The 17,967-nt window shown below is 63.4% G+C and carries 12 protein-coding genes; 4 read left to right on the top strand and 8 right to left on the bottom strand.

The features are described from left to right. Nucleotides 1–168: 168 nt before the first annotated feature. Nucleotides 169–1,092 (bottom strand): tyrosine-protein phosphatase, encoded by a 924-nt coding sequence (locus PQQ51_RS17635; protein ID WP_408498064.1) that lies wholly within the window; start codon nt 1,090–1,092, stop codon nt 169–171. Between the two features lie 235 nt (nt 1,093–1,327). On the opposite strand from PQQ51_RS17635, the gene PQQ51_RS17630 reads away from it, so the two are divergent. Together PQQ51_RS17630 and PQQ51_RS17625 are read left to right on the top strand one after the other, a co-directional pair. After that, a complete protein-coding gene (locus PQQ51_RS17630; protein ID WP_408498063.1) occupies nt 1,328–2,587 on the top strand; it encodes an MFS transporter in 1,260 nt (419 codons plus the stop codon). 16 nt (nt 2,588–2,603) lie between these two features. Beyond that, nucleotides 2,604–3,869 (top strand): D-amino acid dehydrogenase, encoded by a 1,266-nt coding sequence (locus tag PQQ51_RS17625; protein WP_408498062.1) that lies wholly within the window; start codon nt 2,604–2,606, stop codon nt 3,867–3,869. Nucleotides 3,870–4,053: 184 nt separating this feature from the next. Here the strand turns inward: PQQ51_RS17625 and gltD are convergent, their stop codons facing one another. The 3 genes from gltD to PQQ51_RS17610 form a co-directional block, all read right to left on the bottom strand. Further along, the gene (gene gltD / locus PQQ51_RS17620; protein ID WP_408498061.1) at nt 4,054–5,523 is read right to left on the bottom strand and encodes a glutamate synthase subunit beta; all 1,470 of its coding nucleotides are present in this window, start codon (nt 5,521–5,523) and stop codon (nt 4,054–4,056) included. 114 nt (nt 5,524–5,637) lie between these two features. After that, a complete protein-coding gene (locus tag PQQ51_RS17615) occupies nt 5,638–10,341 on the bottom strand; it encodes a glutamate synthase-related protein (protein WP_408498060.1) in 4,704 nt (1,567 codons plus the stop codon). Between the two features lie 296 nt (nt 10,342–10,637). Beyond that, nucleotides 10,638–11,345, bottom strand: coding sequence for a transposase (locus PQQ51_RS17610; RefSeq protein ID WP_408498059.1), 708 nt, complete (start codon nt 11,343–11,345; stop codon nt 10,638–10,640). A gap of 187 nt (nt 11,346–11,532) precedes the next feature. Here PQQ51_RS17610 and PQQ51_RS17605 point away from each other — a divergent pair, with 187 nt between their 5' ends. Together PQQ51_RS17605 and PQQ51_RS17600 are read left to right on the top strand one after the other, a co-directional pair. Further along, nucleotides 11,533–12,258 carry an OmpW/AlkL family protein gene (locus tag PQQ51_RS17605; protein ID WP_408498058.1) on the top strand — a complete coding sequence of 242 codons (726 nt, stop codon included), beginning with the start codon at nt 11,533–11,535 and terminating at the stop codon, nt 12,256–12,258. A 366-nt stretch (nt 12,259–12,624) separates the two neighbouring features. Then, a complete protein-coding gene (locus PQQ51_RS17600) occupies nt 12,625–13,005 on the top strand; it encodes an ElaB/YgaM/YqjD family protein (protein ID WP_007180171.1) in 381 nt (126 codons plus the stop codon). A gap of 201 nt (nt 13,006–13,206) precedes the next feature. Here the strand turns inward: PQQ51_RS17600 and PQQ51_RS17595 are convergent, their stop codons facing one another. From PQQ51_RS17595 to pilQ, 4 genes are all read right to left on the bottom strand, one after another. Next, a complete protein-coding gene (locus PQQ51_RS17595) occupies nt 13,207–14,409 on the bottom strand; it encodes a deoxyguanosinetriphosphate triphosphohydrolase (RefSeq protein ID WP_408498057.1) in 1,203 nt (400 codons plus the stop codon). A gap of 75 nt (nt 14,410–14,484) precedes the next feature. Next, nucleotides 14,485–15,561, bottom strand: a complete 1,077-nt coding sequence (gene aroB / locus PQQ51_RS17590; RefSeq protein ID WP_459252348.1) for a 3-dehydroquinate synthase — start codon at nt 15,559–15,561, stop codon at nt 14,485–14,487. Between the two features lie 8 nt (nt 15,562–15,569). Further along, nucleotides 15,570–16,121: a shikimate kinase gene (locus tag PQQ51_RS17585; RefSeq protein WP_408498055.1), complete on the bottom strand. Its 552-nt coding sequence runs from the start codon at nt 16,119–16,121 to the stop codon at nt 15,570–15,572. A 106-nt stretch (nt 16,122–16,227) separates the two neighbouring features. Further along, the gene (gene pilQ / locus PQQ51_RS17580) at nt 16,228–17,958 is read right to left on the bottom strand and encodes a type IV pilus secretin PilQ (protein WP_408498164.1); all 1,731 of its coding nucleotides are present in this window, start codon (nt 17,956–17,958) and stop codon (nt 16,228–16,230) included. Nucleotides 17,959–17,967 lie beyond the last annotated feature (9 nt).

Raw genomic sequence — 17,967 nt, 5'->3', positions numbered from 1 at the left:
TTAGCGGGCGGCCCGCTTACGCGTCCTTACCCGACGATCTGTGACGACGGCGGCTGTCTTATAGTCGCCACCGGCAACCTCGATGCCGCCCTTTCTCTTCCGCCCGCTTAACCTGGGGCGGATTTTTTTTGCGCAACGGCCTGACGCTGCCTGGCGCTCAAACGCCGATCAACTCACGAGCAAACTGCGCAGGCTTTCGATCGTCTGCTGCGCGAGTCCGAGACCTTTCGTCAGATAGTTTTCCATCGTGCCGTAGCTCGCCTGCACCTGATCGAATCCCGCTTGCAGATAGCTCTCCTGAACGCCGAACAGCGGCGCCTGGATGGTCGCGATCGCGTCGCCGTCCTGGGAGCGCAGCATATCGTTCTGAGCCTTGATTTCCAGCGTCAAATACACATTGCTCAGCAAATAGTCCTGCATGATCACGTCGAGCGGCACGTTGGCGATGCTCTGCAGCAGCGCCGCGACCCAGCCGGTGCGGTCTTTGCCGGCGCTCGAATGGAGCAGTTGCACGCCGGGGCCTTCGGCAAGCTGCTTGAGCAGCGTGCCGTAGCCCGCGCGCTGCGCGCCGCCGGTCACATTGCCGCGCGCGCGCTCCTCCATGAATGCGCTCGCCGCTTCGGCCGTGTCGAAGATCGGCCACACGGCGTCGAGCATACCGAGGACATTGAACGTCCGCGAGGTCGCGCCGGCCGGCAACGCGTCGGCGGTGCGCGCGATTTCGCCCGGCGTGCGCAGGTCGTACACCGAAGCGATATCGAGTTTGTCGACCGTCGCCTGATCGTCGGCGCTGAACGTCAGCGCGTTCGAACGGTAGAAGACGCCGCGCCGCATCTGTTTGCCGTCGACGGTCGGATAGCCTGCCGCGGCGCCGGCCACGTCGCGAAAATTGCTTACCGAAGCAAGACGCGGCGTATCGGGCTGATCGCCGTTGATGCTGCCGCCGCACGCGGACAGCAGCGAACCGCCGACACCCGACAACAGCAGCACCCCCACCGACGACTTCAAGAACGCACGGCGCGATTGCGGTGCCCGCGCCGGCACGTCCGCGAACCGGCGGGATGGCGAGCAAAGATTGGCGTTGGCGGACATGAAAATTGGCTGGCGCGGGCGTGAGGGAGGGGTGCAGCATCGTCGCTGCCGGCGCAGTTTAACGGCGATCTATTGTTTTTGGGTTACGCAGTAGTAGTTGGTAAGGATGCGTGACAGAACTCATTCCGGCCATTTTTGACCGCGACTGGCCCCCCTGCCGCCCATCCCCGTAAAATGCAAAAACCCAACATCTCGAGCCGCCGCTGGCCGGTGCTCCCGGAGAACACAAAAAAATATGGCATCTCTCCAGTGGTTCACCGAACTGTCCCAGCGCGAACGCCGCACCCTGTATGCCGGTTTCGGCGGCTACGCAGTCGACGCGTTCGACTTCATGATCTACTCGTTCCTCATCCCGACGCTGATCGCGACATGGGGCATGACCAAAAGCGAAGCCGGGATGATCGCCACCAGTTCGCTGATTTCCTCGGCGATCGGCGGCTGGATCGCGGGCATTCTCGCCGACCGTTACGGCCGCGTTCGCGTGTTGCAATGGACCATCGCCACCTTCGCGATCTTCACCTGCCTGTCGGGCTTCACGCATTCGTTCTGGCAACTGCTCACCACGCGCACGCTGCAAGGGATCGGCTTCGGCGGCGAGTGGTCGGTGGTGACGATCATGATGGCGGAGACTATCCGTTCGCCGCAGCATCGCGCGAAAGCGGTCGGCACCGTGCAGAGCAGCTGGTCGTTCGGCTGGGCCGCGGCGGCGATCGTCTATTGGGCGTTCTTCGCGCTGTTGCCCGAGCAATACGCGTGGCGTGCGTGCTTCTGGATCGGCTTGCTGCCGGCCGCGTGGATCATTTACATCCGCCGCAACGTCAGCGATCCGGAAATCTTTCTCGAAACCCGCCGCGCGCGTGAACGCGGCTTCGATACCTCGCACTTCCTGCAGATTTTCTCCGGCGTTCACCTCAAAACCACGCTGCTCGGCAGCGCGCTGTGCACCGGCATGCTCGGCGGCTATTACGCGATCACCACCTGGCTGCCCACTTACCTTAAAACCGTGCGCCATCTGTCGGTGTTCAACACGAGCGGTTATCTGATCGTGCTGATCGTCGGCTCGTTCACCGGCTATATCGTCGGCGCGATTCTGTGTGACAGGATCGGCCGGCGCGCGTCGTTCATCCTGTTCGCGATCGGTTCGTTCGTGCTCGGCATGGTCTACACGATGCTGCCGGTCACGGACTCGATGATGCTCGCGCTCGGCTTTCCACTCGGCATCGTCGTGCAAGGGATTTTCGCGGGGGTCGGCGCGTATCTGTCGGAGCTCTATCCGAATTCGATCCGCGGCTCGGGACAGGGCTTCTGCTACAACCTCGGGCGCGGTCTCGGCTCGTTCTTTCCGATCCTGGTCGGTACACTGTCGCAAACCATGACACTGGTTAAGGCGATGGGCATCGTCGCCGGTGCGGGCTATTTGCTGGTGATCGTCGCGGCATGGTGTCTGCCGGAAACCCGAGGCAAAGTGCTCGGCTCAACCCAGCCTGCTGCCTGACCTCGCAGACCCAACCATGAAAACGATTGTTCTCGGCGGCGGCGTGATCGGCGTCGCAACGGCTTTTTATCTGCGCGCGCAAGGCTGCGACGTCACCGTGATCGAACGCGAACCCGACGTCGCGCTCTCCACCAGTTTCGGCAATGCCGGCGTGATCGCACCGGGCTATGTGACGCCGTGGGCTGCTCCCGGCATGCCGGCGAAGATTCTCAAGTATCTGTTCAAGCCCGCGTCGCCGCTGATCTTCCGCCCTACTCTGGACCCCGCGCAATGGCGCTGGATCGCGCGCTGGCTGCGCGAGTGCGACCTCGAACGGTTTCGCGTCAACAAGCAGCGCATGCAACGGATCGCGTACTACAGCCGCGATTGTCTGCGCGAATTCCGCAGCCGTCATCCGTTCGACTACGGGCGTAGCCAGGGCTATCTGCAACTGTTCCGCAGCGAGTACGACGTCGAACTCGCGCAGCCGGCGCTGGCCGTTTTACGCGACGCCGGCATCGCGCATCGCGAGGTGAGCGCGGCGCAGTGCGTCGAGATCGAACCGGGCTTGCGCTGGGCGCGCGAGGCGCCGTTGTCGGGTCTCTATCTCCCCGACGACGAAGCCGGCGACTGCGCCCGCTTCACCCGCGAACTGCGCGCGATCTGCGAGCGCAACGGCGTGAGCTTTCGCTTCGACACGCGCGTCACGTCGCTCGACGTGCAAGGCGGTGCGGTGAAAGGCGTGCATCTCGACAGCGAATGCGGCGCCGAAACGCTGCGAGCCGACACGGTGGTGGTCTCGCTGGGCGTCGACAGCGCGGCATTGCTCGCGCCGCTCGGCGTGAAGGTGCCGCTCTATCCGGTGAAAGGCTATTCGGCGACGCTGCCCGTCACCGACGAAGAAAAAGCCCCGCACGCCGCCTTGATGGACGAATCGCTGAAAACCGCGATCACGCGCTTCGGCAACAATCTGCGCATCGCGGGTACTGCGGAACTCGGCAACCATGAGACCACGTTGCGCGAGCAGGCGCTGCAAACGCTGATGAAAGTGCTCAGCGACTGGTTTCCGCACGCGGCCAATCCGACCTCCGCGCACTTCTGGGTCGGCCGGCGCCCCATGACGCCGGACGGCGCGCCGTTGCTCGGGCCTTCTGGTGTCGGCAACCTGTGGCTGAATCTCGGGCACGGTTCGACGGGCTGGGCGATGTCGATGGGCTCGGGCCGCGTGGTCGCGGATCTGATTACGCAGCGCACGCCGGAGATCGATCTCGATGGGCTCACGTTGACGCGGTATCGCAAGTAACAACGCTTCAGGCCGCTTCCAGCGCCGCAAAAAAGAAAAGCCGGACAACCCTCGCGGGTGTCCGGCTTTTTTACGACTTGATGTACCGCTTATTTACCGCTTTGTCGTCTCCACCTCTTCCTGCAAACGGTGGCTGGTTTTCCTGCGCGCTGTCAGCGCTTGCCTGAAAACCAGCTGGAAACGTTTAACGCGGCAGTTCCGAATGGCCCATCAGGAAAGCATCGACCGAACGCGCGCATTGACGGCCTTCGCGGATCGCCCACACCACCAGCGACTGACCACGGCGCATGTCGCCCGCGGTGAACACCTTGTCCACCGACGTGTAGTACGCCTTGTCGCCTTCGGTCGCGGCGCGCACGTTGCCGCGCGCATCCTTGTCGACGCCGAACGCTTCGAGCACCGGCGACACCGGCTGCGTGAAGCCCATCGCGAGCAGCACCAGATCGGCCTTCATTTCGAATTCCGAGTTCGGCACTTCCTGCATCTTGCCGTCCTTCCATTCGACGCGCGCGGCGATCAGCTTTTCGACCTTGCCGTTCTTGCCTTCGAGACGCTTCGTCGCCACCGCCCAATCGCGCTCGCAACCTTCGTCATGCGACGACGACGTGCGCAGCTTGATCGGCCAGTACGGCCACACGAGCGGCTTGTTTTCTTCTTCCGGCGGCTGCGGCAGCAGCTCGAATTGCGTGACGCTCTTCGCGCCATGGCGATTCGACGTGCCCACGCAGTCCGAACCCGTATCGCCGCCGCCGATCACGACCACGTGCTTGCCCTTGGCGAGCAACTGGTTCGCGACCTTGTCGCCGGCATTGACCTTGTTCTGCTGCGGCAGGAATTCCATCGCGTAATGGATGCCTTCCAGTTCGCGGCCCGGCACCGGCAGATCGCGCGGCGTTTCCGAACCGCCGGCAACCACCACCGCGTCGAACTGTTCCTTCAGTTCTGCGGGCGTGATGGTTTCCTTCGCCGTGTTGCCGATGTACGCCGGCAGCGAGTCCGCCTTGCCGACGAATACGTTCGCGCGGAACGTCACGCCTTCGGCTTCCATCTGACGCATGCGGCGATCGATCAGCCACTTTTCCAGCTTGAAGTCGGGAATGCCGTAACGCAACAGGCCGCCGATCCGGTCGTTCTTCTCGAACACGGTGACATCGTGCCCCGCACGCGCGAGTTGCTGCGCGACGGCGAGACCCGCGGGGCCTGAACCGACCACCGCGACTTTCTTGCCGGTCTTGTGCTTCGGCGGCAGCGGCGTGACCCAGCCTTCGGTCCAGGCTTTGTCGATGATCGCGTGTTCGATCGACTTGATGCCGACCGGATCGTTGTTGATGCCGAGCGTGCACGCCGCTTCGCACGGCGCCGGGCAGATGCGGCCCGTGAACTCGGGGAAGTTGTTCGTCGAGTGCAACACTTCGATCGCGTTCTTCCAGTCCTGATGAAACACCAGGTCGTTGAAGTCCGGGATGATGTTGTTCACCGGGCAGCCGTTGTTGCAGAACGGAATGCCGCAGTCCATGCAACGCGCGCCTTGAATCTTCGCTTCGTCGTCGGACAGCGCCGCGACGAATTCCTTGTAGTGCTTCACACGCGTGAGCGGAGCTTCGTACGCCTCGTGGCGGCGCTCGAACTCGAGAAAACCGGTTGCCTTGCCCATGTGGTTCTCTTCTCTATCTGTATCAGGTGGGTGATCTTCGCCCGCCGCGCGCACCGTTGAACGGCGACGCGCGGCGGGTACGGCTAAATGTGACGTCGTTCGACAGCGGACGCTTCAGGCGGCGAGCACTTCCTTGTTCGCCTTCTTCGCGGCCAGCTCGCCGAGCGCGCGCTTGTATTCGGTCGGGAATACCTTCACGAATTGACGGCGCGACGCGTCCCAGTTTTCGAGCAGCGCCTTGGCGCGCGGCGAACCGGTGAACTGGAAGTGACGTTCGATGAGCCCCTTCAGCAGCGCTTCGTCGGTCGTGCCGGCGTGCCACAGACCCTTGTCGACCGTGCGTTCCTGTTCGGCCTGTTGCAAGACCGGATCGAGCGCGACCATCGCCGTGTTGCACTTGCCGGCGAACGCGTTGTCCGGGTCGTACACGTACGCGACGCCGCCCGACATACCCGCCGCGAAATTGCGGCCGGTTTCGCCGAGCACGACCACCGTGCCGCCGGTCATGTATTCGCAACCGTGGTCGCCCGTGCCTTCGACGATCGCCGTCGCGCCCGAGTTACGCACGCAGAAGCGCTCGCCTGCGACGCCGCGGAAGAACGCTTCGCCTTCGATCGCGCCGTACATCACCGTGTTGCCGCAGATGATGTTCTCTTCCGACTTGCCGCGGAAATCGTTCGTAGGACGGATGATGATGCGCCCGCCCGACAAACCCTTGCCGACGTAGTCGTTGCCGTCGCCGACCAGATCCAGCGTGACGCCCTTCGCGAGGAACGCGCCGAAGCTCTGACCCGCGGTGCCCTTCAACTGGATGTGAATCGCGTCGTCAGGCAGGCCGTCGTGGCCGTACTTCTTCGCGATCGTGCCGGACAGCATTGCGCCGACCGTACGGTTCACGTTGCGCACCGGCTGGATGAACGACACGTGCTCGCCCTTCTCGATGGCCGCCCTGGCCTTCTCGATCAGCACGTGATCCAGTGCCTTGTCGAGACCGTGGTCCTGCACGTCGACGTGCTTGCGCGCCACCTCGGCCGGCACTTGCGGCTGATAGAACACGCGCGAGAAATCCAGACCCTTCGCCTTCCAGTGCTCGATGCCCTTCTTCATGTCGAGCAGTTCGGCGTGGCCGATCAGGTCGTCGAACTTGCGGATGCCCAGTTGCGCCATCAGTTCGCGTGCTTCTTCCGCAACGAAGAAGAAGAAGTTCACCACGTGTTCCGGCTGACCCGAGAACTTCGCGCGCAGCACCGGGTCTTGCGTCGCGACGCCGACCGGGCAGGTGTTCAGATGGCACTTGCGCATCATGATGCAGCCTTCGACGACGAGCGGTGCCGTCGCGAAGCCGAATTCGTCCGCGCCGAGCAGCGCGCCGATCACGACGTCGCGACCGGTCTTCATCTGACCGTCGGCCTGCACGCGGATACGGCCGCGCAACTGGTTCAGCACCAGCGTTTGCTGCGTTTCGGCGAGACCGAGTTCCCACGGCGTGCCCGCATGCTTCACCGACGACAGCGGCGAAGCACCCGTGCCGCCGTCATGGCCGGCGATCACGACGTGATCGGCCTTCGCCTTCGCGACGCCCGCGGCCACCGTGCCGACGCCCGACTCCGACACCAGCTTCACCGACACGCTCGCTGCCGAGTTGGCGTTCTTCAGGTCGTGAATCAGTTGCGCCAGATCTTCGATCGAGTAGATGTCATGGTGCGGCGGCGGCGAAATGAGGCCGACGCCCGGCACCGAGTAACGCAGCTTGCCGATGTATTCCGACACCTTGTGGCCCGGCAACTGACCGCCTTCGCCCGGCTTCGCACCCTGCGCCATCTTGATCTGGATCTGATCGGCCGACGCGAGGTATTCCGCGGTCACGCCGAAACGGCCCGAGGCCACCTGCTTGATCCGGGAACGCAGCGAATCGCCTTCCTTCAGCGGAATGTCGACCACCACTTCGTCGCCGATCACGGACTTCATCGTGTCGCCGGTCTTGATCGGAATGCCGCGCAGTTCGTTGCGGTAACGGTTCGCGTCTTCGCCGCCTTCGCCGGTGTTCGACTTGCCGCCGATGCGGTTCATCGCGACCGCCAGCGTGGCGTGCGCTTCCGTGCTGATCGAGCCCATCGACATCGCGCCCGTCGCGAAACGCTTGACGATTTCCTTCGCCGGTTCGACTTCGTCGAGCGGGATCGCCTTGGTCGGATCGAGCTTGAACTCGAACAGACCGCGGAACGTCATGTGGCGCTTGGTCTGGTCGTTGATCAGATGCGCGTATTCCTTGTACGTCTGATACGAGTTGCTGCGTGCCGAGTGTTGCAGCTTGGCGATCGCATCCGGCGTCCACATGTGTTCTTCGCCACGCACGCGGTACGCGTATTCGCCGCCCGCGTCGAGCATGTTCGCGAGCACCGGGTTGTCGCCGAATGCGTCGCGATGCAGACGGATCGCTTCTTCCGCGACATCGAACAGGCCAATCCCGCCGACCTTCGACGACGTGCCCTTGAAGTACTTCTGCACGAGGTCTTCAGCCAGGCCGACCGCTTCGAAAATCTGCGCGCCGGTGTACGACATGTAGGTCGAAATGCCCATCTTCGACATGACCTTCTGCAGGCCCTTGCCGACTGCCTTCGTGAAGTTGTAGACCGCCTTTTCCGCCGACAGGTCGCCCTTCAGGCCCGCGGCCATCTGGCTCAGCGTTTCCATTGCGAGGTACGGGTGCACGGCTTCCGCGCCGTAGCCCGCGAGCAGCGCGAAGTGATGCGTTTCACGCGCCGAACCGGTTTCGACGACCAGACCCGCGCTCGTACGCAGACCGTGCTGCACGAGGTGCGTGTGGATCGCGGCGGTGGCGAGCAGCGCCGGAATCGCGACGTTGTCGCGGTCGGTCTTGCGGTCCGACACGATCAGCATGTTGTAGCCGGACTTCACCGCATCGACCGCTTCCGCGCACAGCGACGCGAGGCGCGCCTCGATGCCTTCCTTGCCCCATGCGACCGGATAGCAGATGTTCAGTTCGTACGAGCTGAACTTGCCGCCCGTGTACTGATCGATCTCGCGGATCTTCGCGATGTCCTTGAAGTCGAGCACCGGCTGCGACACTTCGAGACGCATCGGCGGGTTGATGTTGTTCGTGTCCAGCAGGTTCGGCTTCGGACCGACGAACGACACCAGCGACATCACCATGTTTTCACGGATCGGGTCGATCGGCGGGTTCGTGACTTGCGCGAACAACTGCTTGAAGTAGTGATAGAGCGTCTTGTTCTTGTTGGACATGACGGCCAGCGGCGAGTCGTTGCCCATCGAACCGACGGCTTCTTCGCCGGCTTGCGCCATCGGCGCCATCAGGAACTTGAGGTCTTCCTGCGTGTAGCCGAACGCCTGCTGACGATCCAGCAACGCGGCGGCTTCGCGGCGTTCGCTCGCGACGTCTTCGGCCTTCGGCTCGATTTCGTCGAGCTTGATCCGGACCGCGTCGATCCAGCTCTTGTACGGCTTCGCGTTCGCGAGGTTGTCCTTCAGTTCCTTGTCGTCGATGATGCGGCCGTGCTCCATGTCGATCAGGAACATCTTGCCCGGCTGCAGACGCCACTTCTTGACGATCTTCGACTCGGGAATCAGCAGCGTGCCGGCTTCCGACGCCATGATCACCAAGTCGTCGTCCGTGACGATGTAGCGCGCCGGACGCAGGCCGTTACGGTCGAGCGTCGCGCCGATCTGACGGCCGTCGGTGAACGCGATCGCGGCGGGGCCGTCCCACGGCTCCATCATCGCGGCGTGGTATTCGTAGAACGCGCGACGGTTGTCGTCCATCAGCGTGTGCTGTTCCCAGGCTTCCGGGATCATCATCATCATCGCGTGGACGAGCGGGTAACCAGCCATCACCAGCAGTTCGAGACAGTTGTCGAACGAGGCGGTATCGGATTGACCCGGGTAGATCAGCGGCCACAGCTTCGGCAGATCGTCGCCGAGCACGTGCGAGGCGATCGCGCCGGTGCGGGCGTTCAGCCAGTTGACGTTGCCCTTCACCGTGTTGATTTCGCCGTTGTGCGCGATCATCCGGTACGGGTGAGCCAGTTCCCATGCCGGGAACGTGTTGGTCGAGAAGCGTTGGTGCACCAGCGCGAGCGCCGATACGGTGCGCTCGTCCTGCAGGTCGCGGTAGTACACGCCGACCTGGCCGGCCAGCAGCAGCCCCTTGTAGACCACCGTGCGCGCCGACATGGACGGCACGAAGTATTCCTTGCCGTGCTTGAGCTTGAGCGCCTGGATGCGGTGGCTCGCGGTCTTGCGGATCACGTACAGCTTCCGTTCGAGCGCGTCGGTCACCATGATGTCTTTGCCGCGGCCGATGAAGATCTGGCGGATCAGCGGCTCGCTCGCCTTCACGGTGGGCGAAATCGGCATGGTGTGGTCGACCGGCACGTCGCGCCAGCCCAGCACGACCTGGCCTTCGGCCTTCACCGTGCGTTCGAGCTCCTGCTCGCACGCGAGCCGCGATGCGTGTTCCTTCGGCAGGAACACCATGCCGACGCCGTACTCGCCATTCGGCGGCAGCACCACGCCTTGCTTCGCCATTTCCTCACGATAGAAACCGTCCGGAATCTGGATCAGGATGCCCGCGCCGTCGCCCATCAGCGGATCGGCGCCGACGGCGCCCCGGTGGTCGAGGTTTTCCAGAATCTTCAGGCCTTGCTCGATGATCTCGTGGCTTTTCTTGCCCTTGATGTGAGCGACAAAGCCGACACCGCAGGCGTCATGCTCGTTTTGCGGGTCGTACAGACCTTGCGCCGCGGGAACCGGGTGGATCGGTTGCTGGTGGTCGTTCATGGGGACACCGTCTGTGAGGGGCCGGACAGGCCGTTAAACCATTTTTCTATTGCCGCAGTTCGCACCGCAACCACGACGGCGCCTTTTTACGCTGAATGCTACGCGTGTCGAAAGCGCCGGAATCCGGAATATACGCGACGAATCAATGGAATAGCAAATAAAACGTGATGATTGATCCCCAATTATCAAGTTGGTGCATTGCGTGATAATTTTATTGGTGCCATATCAAAATGGGGCAAAAGAAAACGGCATGCGCAGATGCCGTTTCAGATCCAACCCTTTGAAGCGAAAACGCTTTATTGCGTCTGCGGCGTTTCGCGAACCTTGCGCGGCCGCCCGCGCGGCAGCGGCGAAACACGCCGGTTCGCGGCTCGCGCCGCCCATTCCCGATACGTATCGCTGCCCAGCACCCAGCCTTTCAGCGTGGCTTGCTGCAGCTGGCTGGCCTCGCGTTCGTCGAGCGGCTGCTCGCAGAGTTCGCGATACGCGCGCTGCCGCTCGAACGGCGTATTGCCGAGCGACCAGTACAGCGGATGGTCGGTAATCAGGCTGTCGAGCGTGAGACCGATGTGATGGCGATAGCTCGACCAGCGGTAGTCTTCCGGCGCGCTGACGAGCCCCGCGCGCACCGGGGACATCTCCACCACGCGACTCGCGAGCAGGAAGTAGCGCTCGCCTTCGATCACCGTCGCGCGATAGCGGCCTTCCCACAGCGTGCCGCGGCGCGCGTAACGCCGGTTGAAGTGAGCGACATAGCGGCGCCCGACTGCCTGCATCGCTTTGGGCAGACTCGACTCTTCAGTCGGCGTGACGAGTAGTTGCACCGCACCCGGCATCAACGCATACGCGTGGATGGACAAGTGATGGTCGCGCGAAGCCGCTTTCAGGCAGTCGATGAAAAGCTCGTAGTCCTGTTCGTCGACGAATGCGGGCTGCTGATCGAGTCCGCGAAGGATGACGTGCTGCGGCTGGTCAGGGACATAGAGACGTGCAAGCCGTGCCATGCTGGAGTATCCGATAGTCGCGTTGGTACATACCCGAAGGTCCGGAGAACCGCATGCGCTCAAGCTTCGGCGCGACGCGGCTGAGGCAGAAACCGCGCGGAGCTTAGGGAGAAAGCTCTAACCGCCGCGTATGGTTTGTTTCAAACGTTGTCGTCATAATGAGCAAGCCTTTTCTGGAGGAGCACATATGAAATTAAAACAGGCCGTAACGGGGATCGCGGCGCTAGCCTGTATATCAACAGCAGCGCATGCGCAATCGGCTGGAAGCTTTTACGTTACGACGGGCTGGTTCCACCTCGCACCTCAATCGAGCAGCGAACCGTTGAAGGTGACGAGCATCGGCGGCAGCCCGACCAATCTCACTCAAGCCAACACTGGCGCATCGCTCAGTTCGGCCGACACGCTTGGCTTCACGGCCGGCTACTTCGTCACCGATCACATCGCAACTGAATTCGTCATCGGCGTCCCACCTTCATTCGACCTGGACGGTACAGGCAGCCTCGCCCAATTCGGTAAGCTCGGCCAGGCAAAACAGTGGAGCCCGACTCTGCTGTTCAAGTACTACTTCAACAGCCCGACCGCTACGTTCCGCCCGTATCTCGGCGTCGGCGTGAGCCGCATCTGGTTCACCGACGCGAAGATCACCAACGGCGGCTTCGAGCAAAACGTCTTGCATGGTCCGACCAGCGTCTCTACGGATAGTTCGTGGGAGCCGGTGTTTAATGCGGGTTTCACCTATGCGTTCAACCAGCATTGGTTCGCGGGCGTCTCCATCTCGTACCTGCCGCTCAGCACCACGGCCAAACTGAACAGCGCGGCTAACACGCCTGTCGGCACGCTCAACGTGCAATCGCAAACCAAGATCAAACTGAACCCGATCGTTACGTACGTCAACATCGGTTACCGTTTCTAACGCTTCCTGGACGCTTCGTCAAAATTGGGGGCCGTTGACTTAGGGTAGTCGAATTTTCGCGGCTTGGACAACGCTGTCATGCATTCCGTGACGGCGTTTTCTTTTTTGCCCACGAACGTGGTGTGCCGGGCGTAGTGGATGTGGGCACGCCAGTAGTATCGGCAAACGTTGTAACTTTGACCCTGCGCCGTTCGCGAGCGTGCAATATCTGCTGACGAATAGAAGCGCCCAGGTACGCTACGCGGGGCTTTTCAGGTTTGGCACCGAAGTTGCGTGCTCAGGGTGTTTCCCGCGTAGCAACGTGACAGCACGAGATAGCACGGGACGGCGCGGGACCCTTCTTTCACCCTCATCGACGGAGCGACCATGACAGCACTTCCGAATACGCGAGACGCCCTCGGCGAATCCTGGACCTCGACCAGCCGCCGCGCGCGGCGTATTGCCCGCCATAGCCGCCATGCGGCCGAAGACATTGCCGGCGAACTGCGCACGCTAATGTCGGAACTGGAATCGACTCTCGCCGACGGCACGCAAGCGGACGCCGTCGCACTGCGCAGCAAGTTGCGCAAACAGCTGGAAGTTGCGCGCGCCCGTTTGAACGACACGCGTGAAGCGGTGCGTGAACGCGCCGAAGTCGCGATCTCCGATGCCGACGACTACGTGCATGAAAATCCGTGGCAAACGATTGCGATCGTCGGCGGCGTGGCGCTGATTGCCGGGGCGCTGTTTGCGTCGCGGTTGCGTTAATACGGCTTTAAGAGCGCTTTAAGGCCGCTTAAGGGCGGGTGTTCGACGTGCGCCGACAGGCGATGCCGGCCCGCCAATTTTTGACTTCCGATGTGATGGCGGCGGCTTGGCGACGCAAGGCTCTACAGTGAGCGCTGCGAGGTGCGGAGCCGCCTCTTTTGCACGCGCACGGCAGCCATGTCGAGGGCGCAGCAAGCGCGCTCAGTTGTCGTTGATCACGAACAGCCGCTGATACTCCTTCACCGCATACCGATCGGTCATCCCAGCAACGTAGTGGGCGATCAGGCGCGGTTGCAGCGCCGTATCCTTCGATTGATAGCTCGGCGGCAGAAGCCGCGGGTCTTCGGTGAATGCGTCGAACAGCCCGATCACCACACGGCGCGCCTTATTGGCCATGCGCATCACGCGATAGTGGCGATACAGGTTCTTGAACAGGAAACGCTTGAGCGTCGCGGCCTGCGCGGCGATAGCCTCACTGTGCGCGACGAGCGGTGGTGAAGCACGCACTTCATCGAGCGTCGCGGGCGCATGCTTCGCGAGATTGAGCCGCGTCGTGTCGATCAGATCGACGATCAGCGTATTGATGATCCGGCGCACGGTTTCATGAATCAGCCTGCGCCCTTCGATCTGCGGAAATTCGCTGCGAGCCGCCGTGTAGTGCGACTGCCATAACTCTACTTCCGCGAGTTGCTCGACAGTGAGCAGGCCCGAACGCAACCCGTCGTCCACGTCGTGATTGTTGTACGCGATCTCGTCGGCGACGTTGGCGATCTGCGCTTCGATCGACGGTTGCCGCCCGTCCAGAAAACGTTCGCCGAGCGCGCCGAGCCGGCGTGCGTTCTCGCGCGAACAATGCTTGAGAATGCCCTCACGTGTTTCGAAGCACAGATTGAGTCCGTTGAACGCGCCGTAGTGCTCTTCAAGATCGTCGACGACCGCGAGACTTTGCAGGTTATGTTCGAAGCCGCCGTGCTCGCGCATGCATTCGTTGAGCGCGTCCTGGCCTGCATGGCCGAACGGCGTATGGCCGAGATCGTGCGCAAGAGAAATGGCTTCGACGAGATCCTCGTTGACGCGCAGATTGCGCGCGACCGACCGCGCGATCTGCGCAACCTCCAGACTATGCGTGAGACGCGTGCGAAACAGGTCGCCCTCGTGATTCACGAACACCTGCGTTTTGTACTCGAGCCGGCGAAATGCGGTCGAGTGGACGATGCGGTCGCGGTCTCGCTGGAATTCGGTGCGCGCGCTGGGCGCGGCTTCGGGAAAGCGGCGGCCGCGCGATTGCGCGGAACGCGCCGCATAAGGCGCGAGATGCGCCTCGAGGTCTTGCTGGGACGGCGCACCGGGCGCCGCACCACCACCGTGGTCAAGCTTTACATCGTCGCTGCGCCTGTCTGTCACCGGATTCTCCGAAACATGGGCGGCGCCTCGTGACGCGGATGCGTTGCCTCGCTGCGACTCCTTCGCCGGCTCGGTCTAGACCGCGGCGGCCAGCGTGGCTTGCACGTCGGCGTCGGGCGCCTGAGTGATGAGCGTCTCACCGAAACGCTTCAGCAGAATGAACTTGATTGCGCCGGCCTCGGCTTTCTTGTCGACCTGCATCAGTTCGACGTAGCGCGCTTCGCCAAGCGCGGGCGCGCGGATGGGCAGATGCGCGGCAACGATTACGTCGACGAGGCGCTGGCGCGCGGCTTCGTCGAGATAGCCGAGGCGCACCGACAGGTCCGCTGCCATCACCATCCCGCAGCCGACTGCCTCGCCATGCAGCCATTCGCCGTAGCCGAGACCGGCCTCGATCGCGTGGCCGAACGTGTGACCGAAGTTGAGGATCGCACGCAAGCCGCCTTCGCGCTCGTCCTGCGCGACCACCGACGCCTTGATCTCGCACGACCGCCTGACCGCCTCGGCCAGCGCTTGCGGCTCGCAACGATTGAGCGCTTCGACGTTCGCTTCGATCCACCTGAAGAAACCGGCGTCGGCAATCGCGCCGGTCTTGATGACTTCGGCGACGCCCGCGGCCAGTTCGCGTGCCGGCAGCGTGCGCAACGCGCCGATGTCGGCGATCACGGCCTGCGGCTGGTAGAACGCGCCGATCATGTTCTTGCCGAGCGGATGATTGATGCCCGTCTTGCCGCCCACCGACGAATCGACCTGCGACAGCAGCGTAGTCGGCACCTGAATGAACGGCACGCCGCGCATGTAGCACGCCGCGGCAAAGCCGGTCATGTCGCCGATCACCCCGCCGCCGAGCGCGATCAGCGTGGTCTTGCGGTCGGCGCGCGAGCCCAGCAGCGCGTCGAAAATCAGATTCAGCGTTTCGAGGTTTTTATGCGCTTCGCCGTCTGGCAGAACCACGGTGGAAACCTGCTTGCCGAGCGGCGCGAGCGCCGCGCGCAGCGTGTCGCCGTAAAGCGGATCGACGGTGGTGTTCGTGACGATGGTGACGGAGTTGCCGGCGATATGCGGCGCGAACAAAGCGGTCTGGCCGATCAGATCGGCACCGATATGGATGGGGTAGGCGCGCTCGCCCAGTTCGACATTGACGGTAATCATACGGTCCATTATGACGCAGGATGTTTGGCGACGCCGACCATCTCGAGCTGCATCAGAACCATGTTGACGAGTCCGTTGACCGACGGCCGGCCGGTTTCGATCACGAAGTGTGCGCATTCCCGATAGAGCGGATCACGTACTTCGTAGAGCGCTTCGAGGCGCGCCTTGGGGTCTTCGGTCTGCAGAAGCGGCCGATTCTTGTCGCGCCGGGTACGCAGCCACAGGTCGTGCGGATTAGCGCGCAGATAGATCACCACGCCGCGATTTTGCAGCGCTGCGCGGTTTTCCGGCCGGAGCACCGCGCCGCCTCCGGTGGCGAGCACGATATTCTCGCGCCCGGTCAGATCGGAAATCACGCTCGCTTCGCGCTCGCGGAAGCCCGCTTCGCCCTCCAGCTCGAAGATCACAGGAATGCGCGCGCCGGTGCGTACTTCGATTTCATGGTCGGAATCGAAGAACGGGCGATCGAGACGGCGCGCAATGGCCCGGCCCACGGTGGTTTTGCCTGCCCCCATGAGCCCTACAAAAATTACATTGGCGTGTGCGTCCCGCGCTTGCAACGGTGTCCTCTGGCTAATCCGGTGTAGTTCGTGCCGCAGCTTACTGGCAAAGCGGCTGCCTTGTCGAGCCTGCGCGCCGCCGCCGGAGGGCGGTGGCGCGCTGCCTCTAATCTGTCTGAACGACGCGCGGCGTGATGAAAACCGCCAGTTCGCTGCGCTGGTCGCGGTGAGCCCGGTGGCGAAAAAGCGCGCCTAAAACCGGTATTTTGCCCAGGAGCGGCACCCGCGTCACATCGTCCCGGTCGTCGGTCGCGTAGATGCCGCCGATCGACACCGTACCACCATCCTCGACTTCGACCCGCGTTTGCACGTGCTTCGTGTTGATCGCGGGCCCGGCGTCGGTCTGTTCGCCGACGCTGTCTTTGGCGACGTCGAGGTCCAGCACGACGCGCCCGTCGGGCATGATTTGCGGCTCGACCTCCAGCTTGAGCGTGGCGCGGCGAAACTGCACGCCCGAGACTCCTTGCCCCACTTTGGCCTGATACGGCAGCTCGGTGCCCTGCTCGACGACGGCCTTCATGCGATCGGCCGTCACCACTCGCGGGCTGGAGACGATTTCACCGCGCCCCTCGGCCTCCAGCGCGCTCAGCTCGATGTTCAGAAGCCGCGTCGCGCCGGCCGCGAACAGCGTGAGGCCGGCGGTGGCGGCGTCGAAACCTGAAATCGGCCTCGCCGACAGATCGTACACGGTGCCGTCCTTGCCGCCTGTCAGGCCGCGCGCAGTGCCGTCCGCAGCGGTCGCCGCCAGCGAAAGGCGCACGCCGAGATTGCGCGAGAAACCATGCTCGCCTTCGACGATGCGCGCCTCGATCAACACCTGACGCGTGGGCCGGTCGACTGACGCAAGCAGCGTCGTGATCTGCGCAAGACGGCCCTCGATGTCGGTGACGAACAGCAGATTGGTACGCGGGTCGGCTGTCGCCGCGCCCCGTTTGGACAGCACGCGCTGGTTGCCGGCGCCGGTGAGCAGACGCCGCACGTCGTCGGCCCGCGCGTAGTGGAGTTCAAACGTGCGGCTTGCGAGCGGCTCCAGATCGGCGACCCGTGCGTGTGCCTCGTAGCGCTGCCGCTCGCGCGCAGCCAGATCCGCGAGCGGCGCGACCCAGATCACGGTGCCGTGGCGCTCCATCGCGAGACCGTTGACGTCGAGCAAGGTATCGAACGCGGTGCGCCACGGTACCTTATCGAGCCGCAGCGACACGGTGCCCCGCACTCTTTCGCTCGCGACGATGTTCAACCCGGTGAACTGGGCGAACGCGTTCAGCACCGCGCCGAGTTCCGCGCGCTGGAAGTTCAGCGAGATCGGTTTGTCGTCGGCGGGGAGGTGGGGGTCCGCGGCGTTTGCGGGCGCGTTTGCGGGCGCGTTTGCGGGCGCGTTTGCGGGCGGGTTGGTCGGTGCGTTGGTCGACGCGTCGCTCAGGCGGGCTAACGGTGGCAGAGGGACCGGCGGACCTTCGAGCGTCGGTGCGTCGGCTGTGTCGGCTGTGTCGTCACGGCTGGCCGTGGAGGGCTTTTGTAGCGGCGCAGGGTCCGTGGCGTCGAGCGGTTCGTCAGCGGTGCTCGTGCTGGTTGTCGTTGCCGCGCGCGGCAAGCCGGGCTCGTCGCTAAATGGGTTCGGCACGTCGGCGGGCTCCCCGCGCGGCAAGGGCGCGACATCGCGCGCCGCTTCGCGCTGCAACGCGGTCTTGTCGAGCGATAGGTAGGCGGGCAGCGGCGGCAGCGAATGCGGCGCATTCGACGCGTGTGCATAGCTCACACTCACGGCCACACCAATCGCAAAACCTCGCACACCTGGCAAACAGGCGCGTACCCAGCACCCGGCCCCACGCAATGGCATCTGAATCGA

Source organism: Paraburkholderia xenovorans (assembly GCF_046030735.1).
GTDB lineage: Bacteria > Pseudomonadota > Gammaproteobacteria > Burkholderiales > Burkholderiaceae > Paraburkholderia > Paraburkholderia xenovorans_A.
This window is presented reverse-complemented; position numbering and strand designations above follow the sequence as displayed.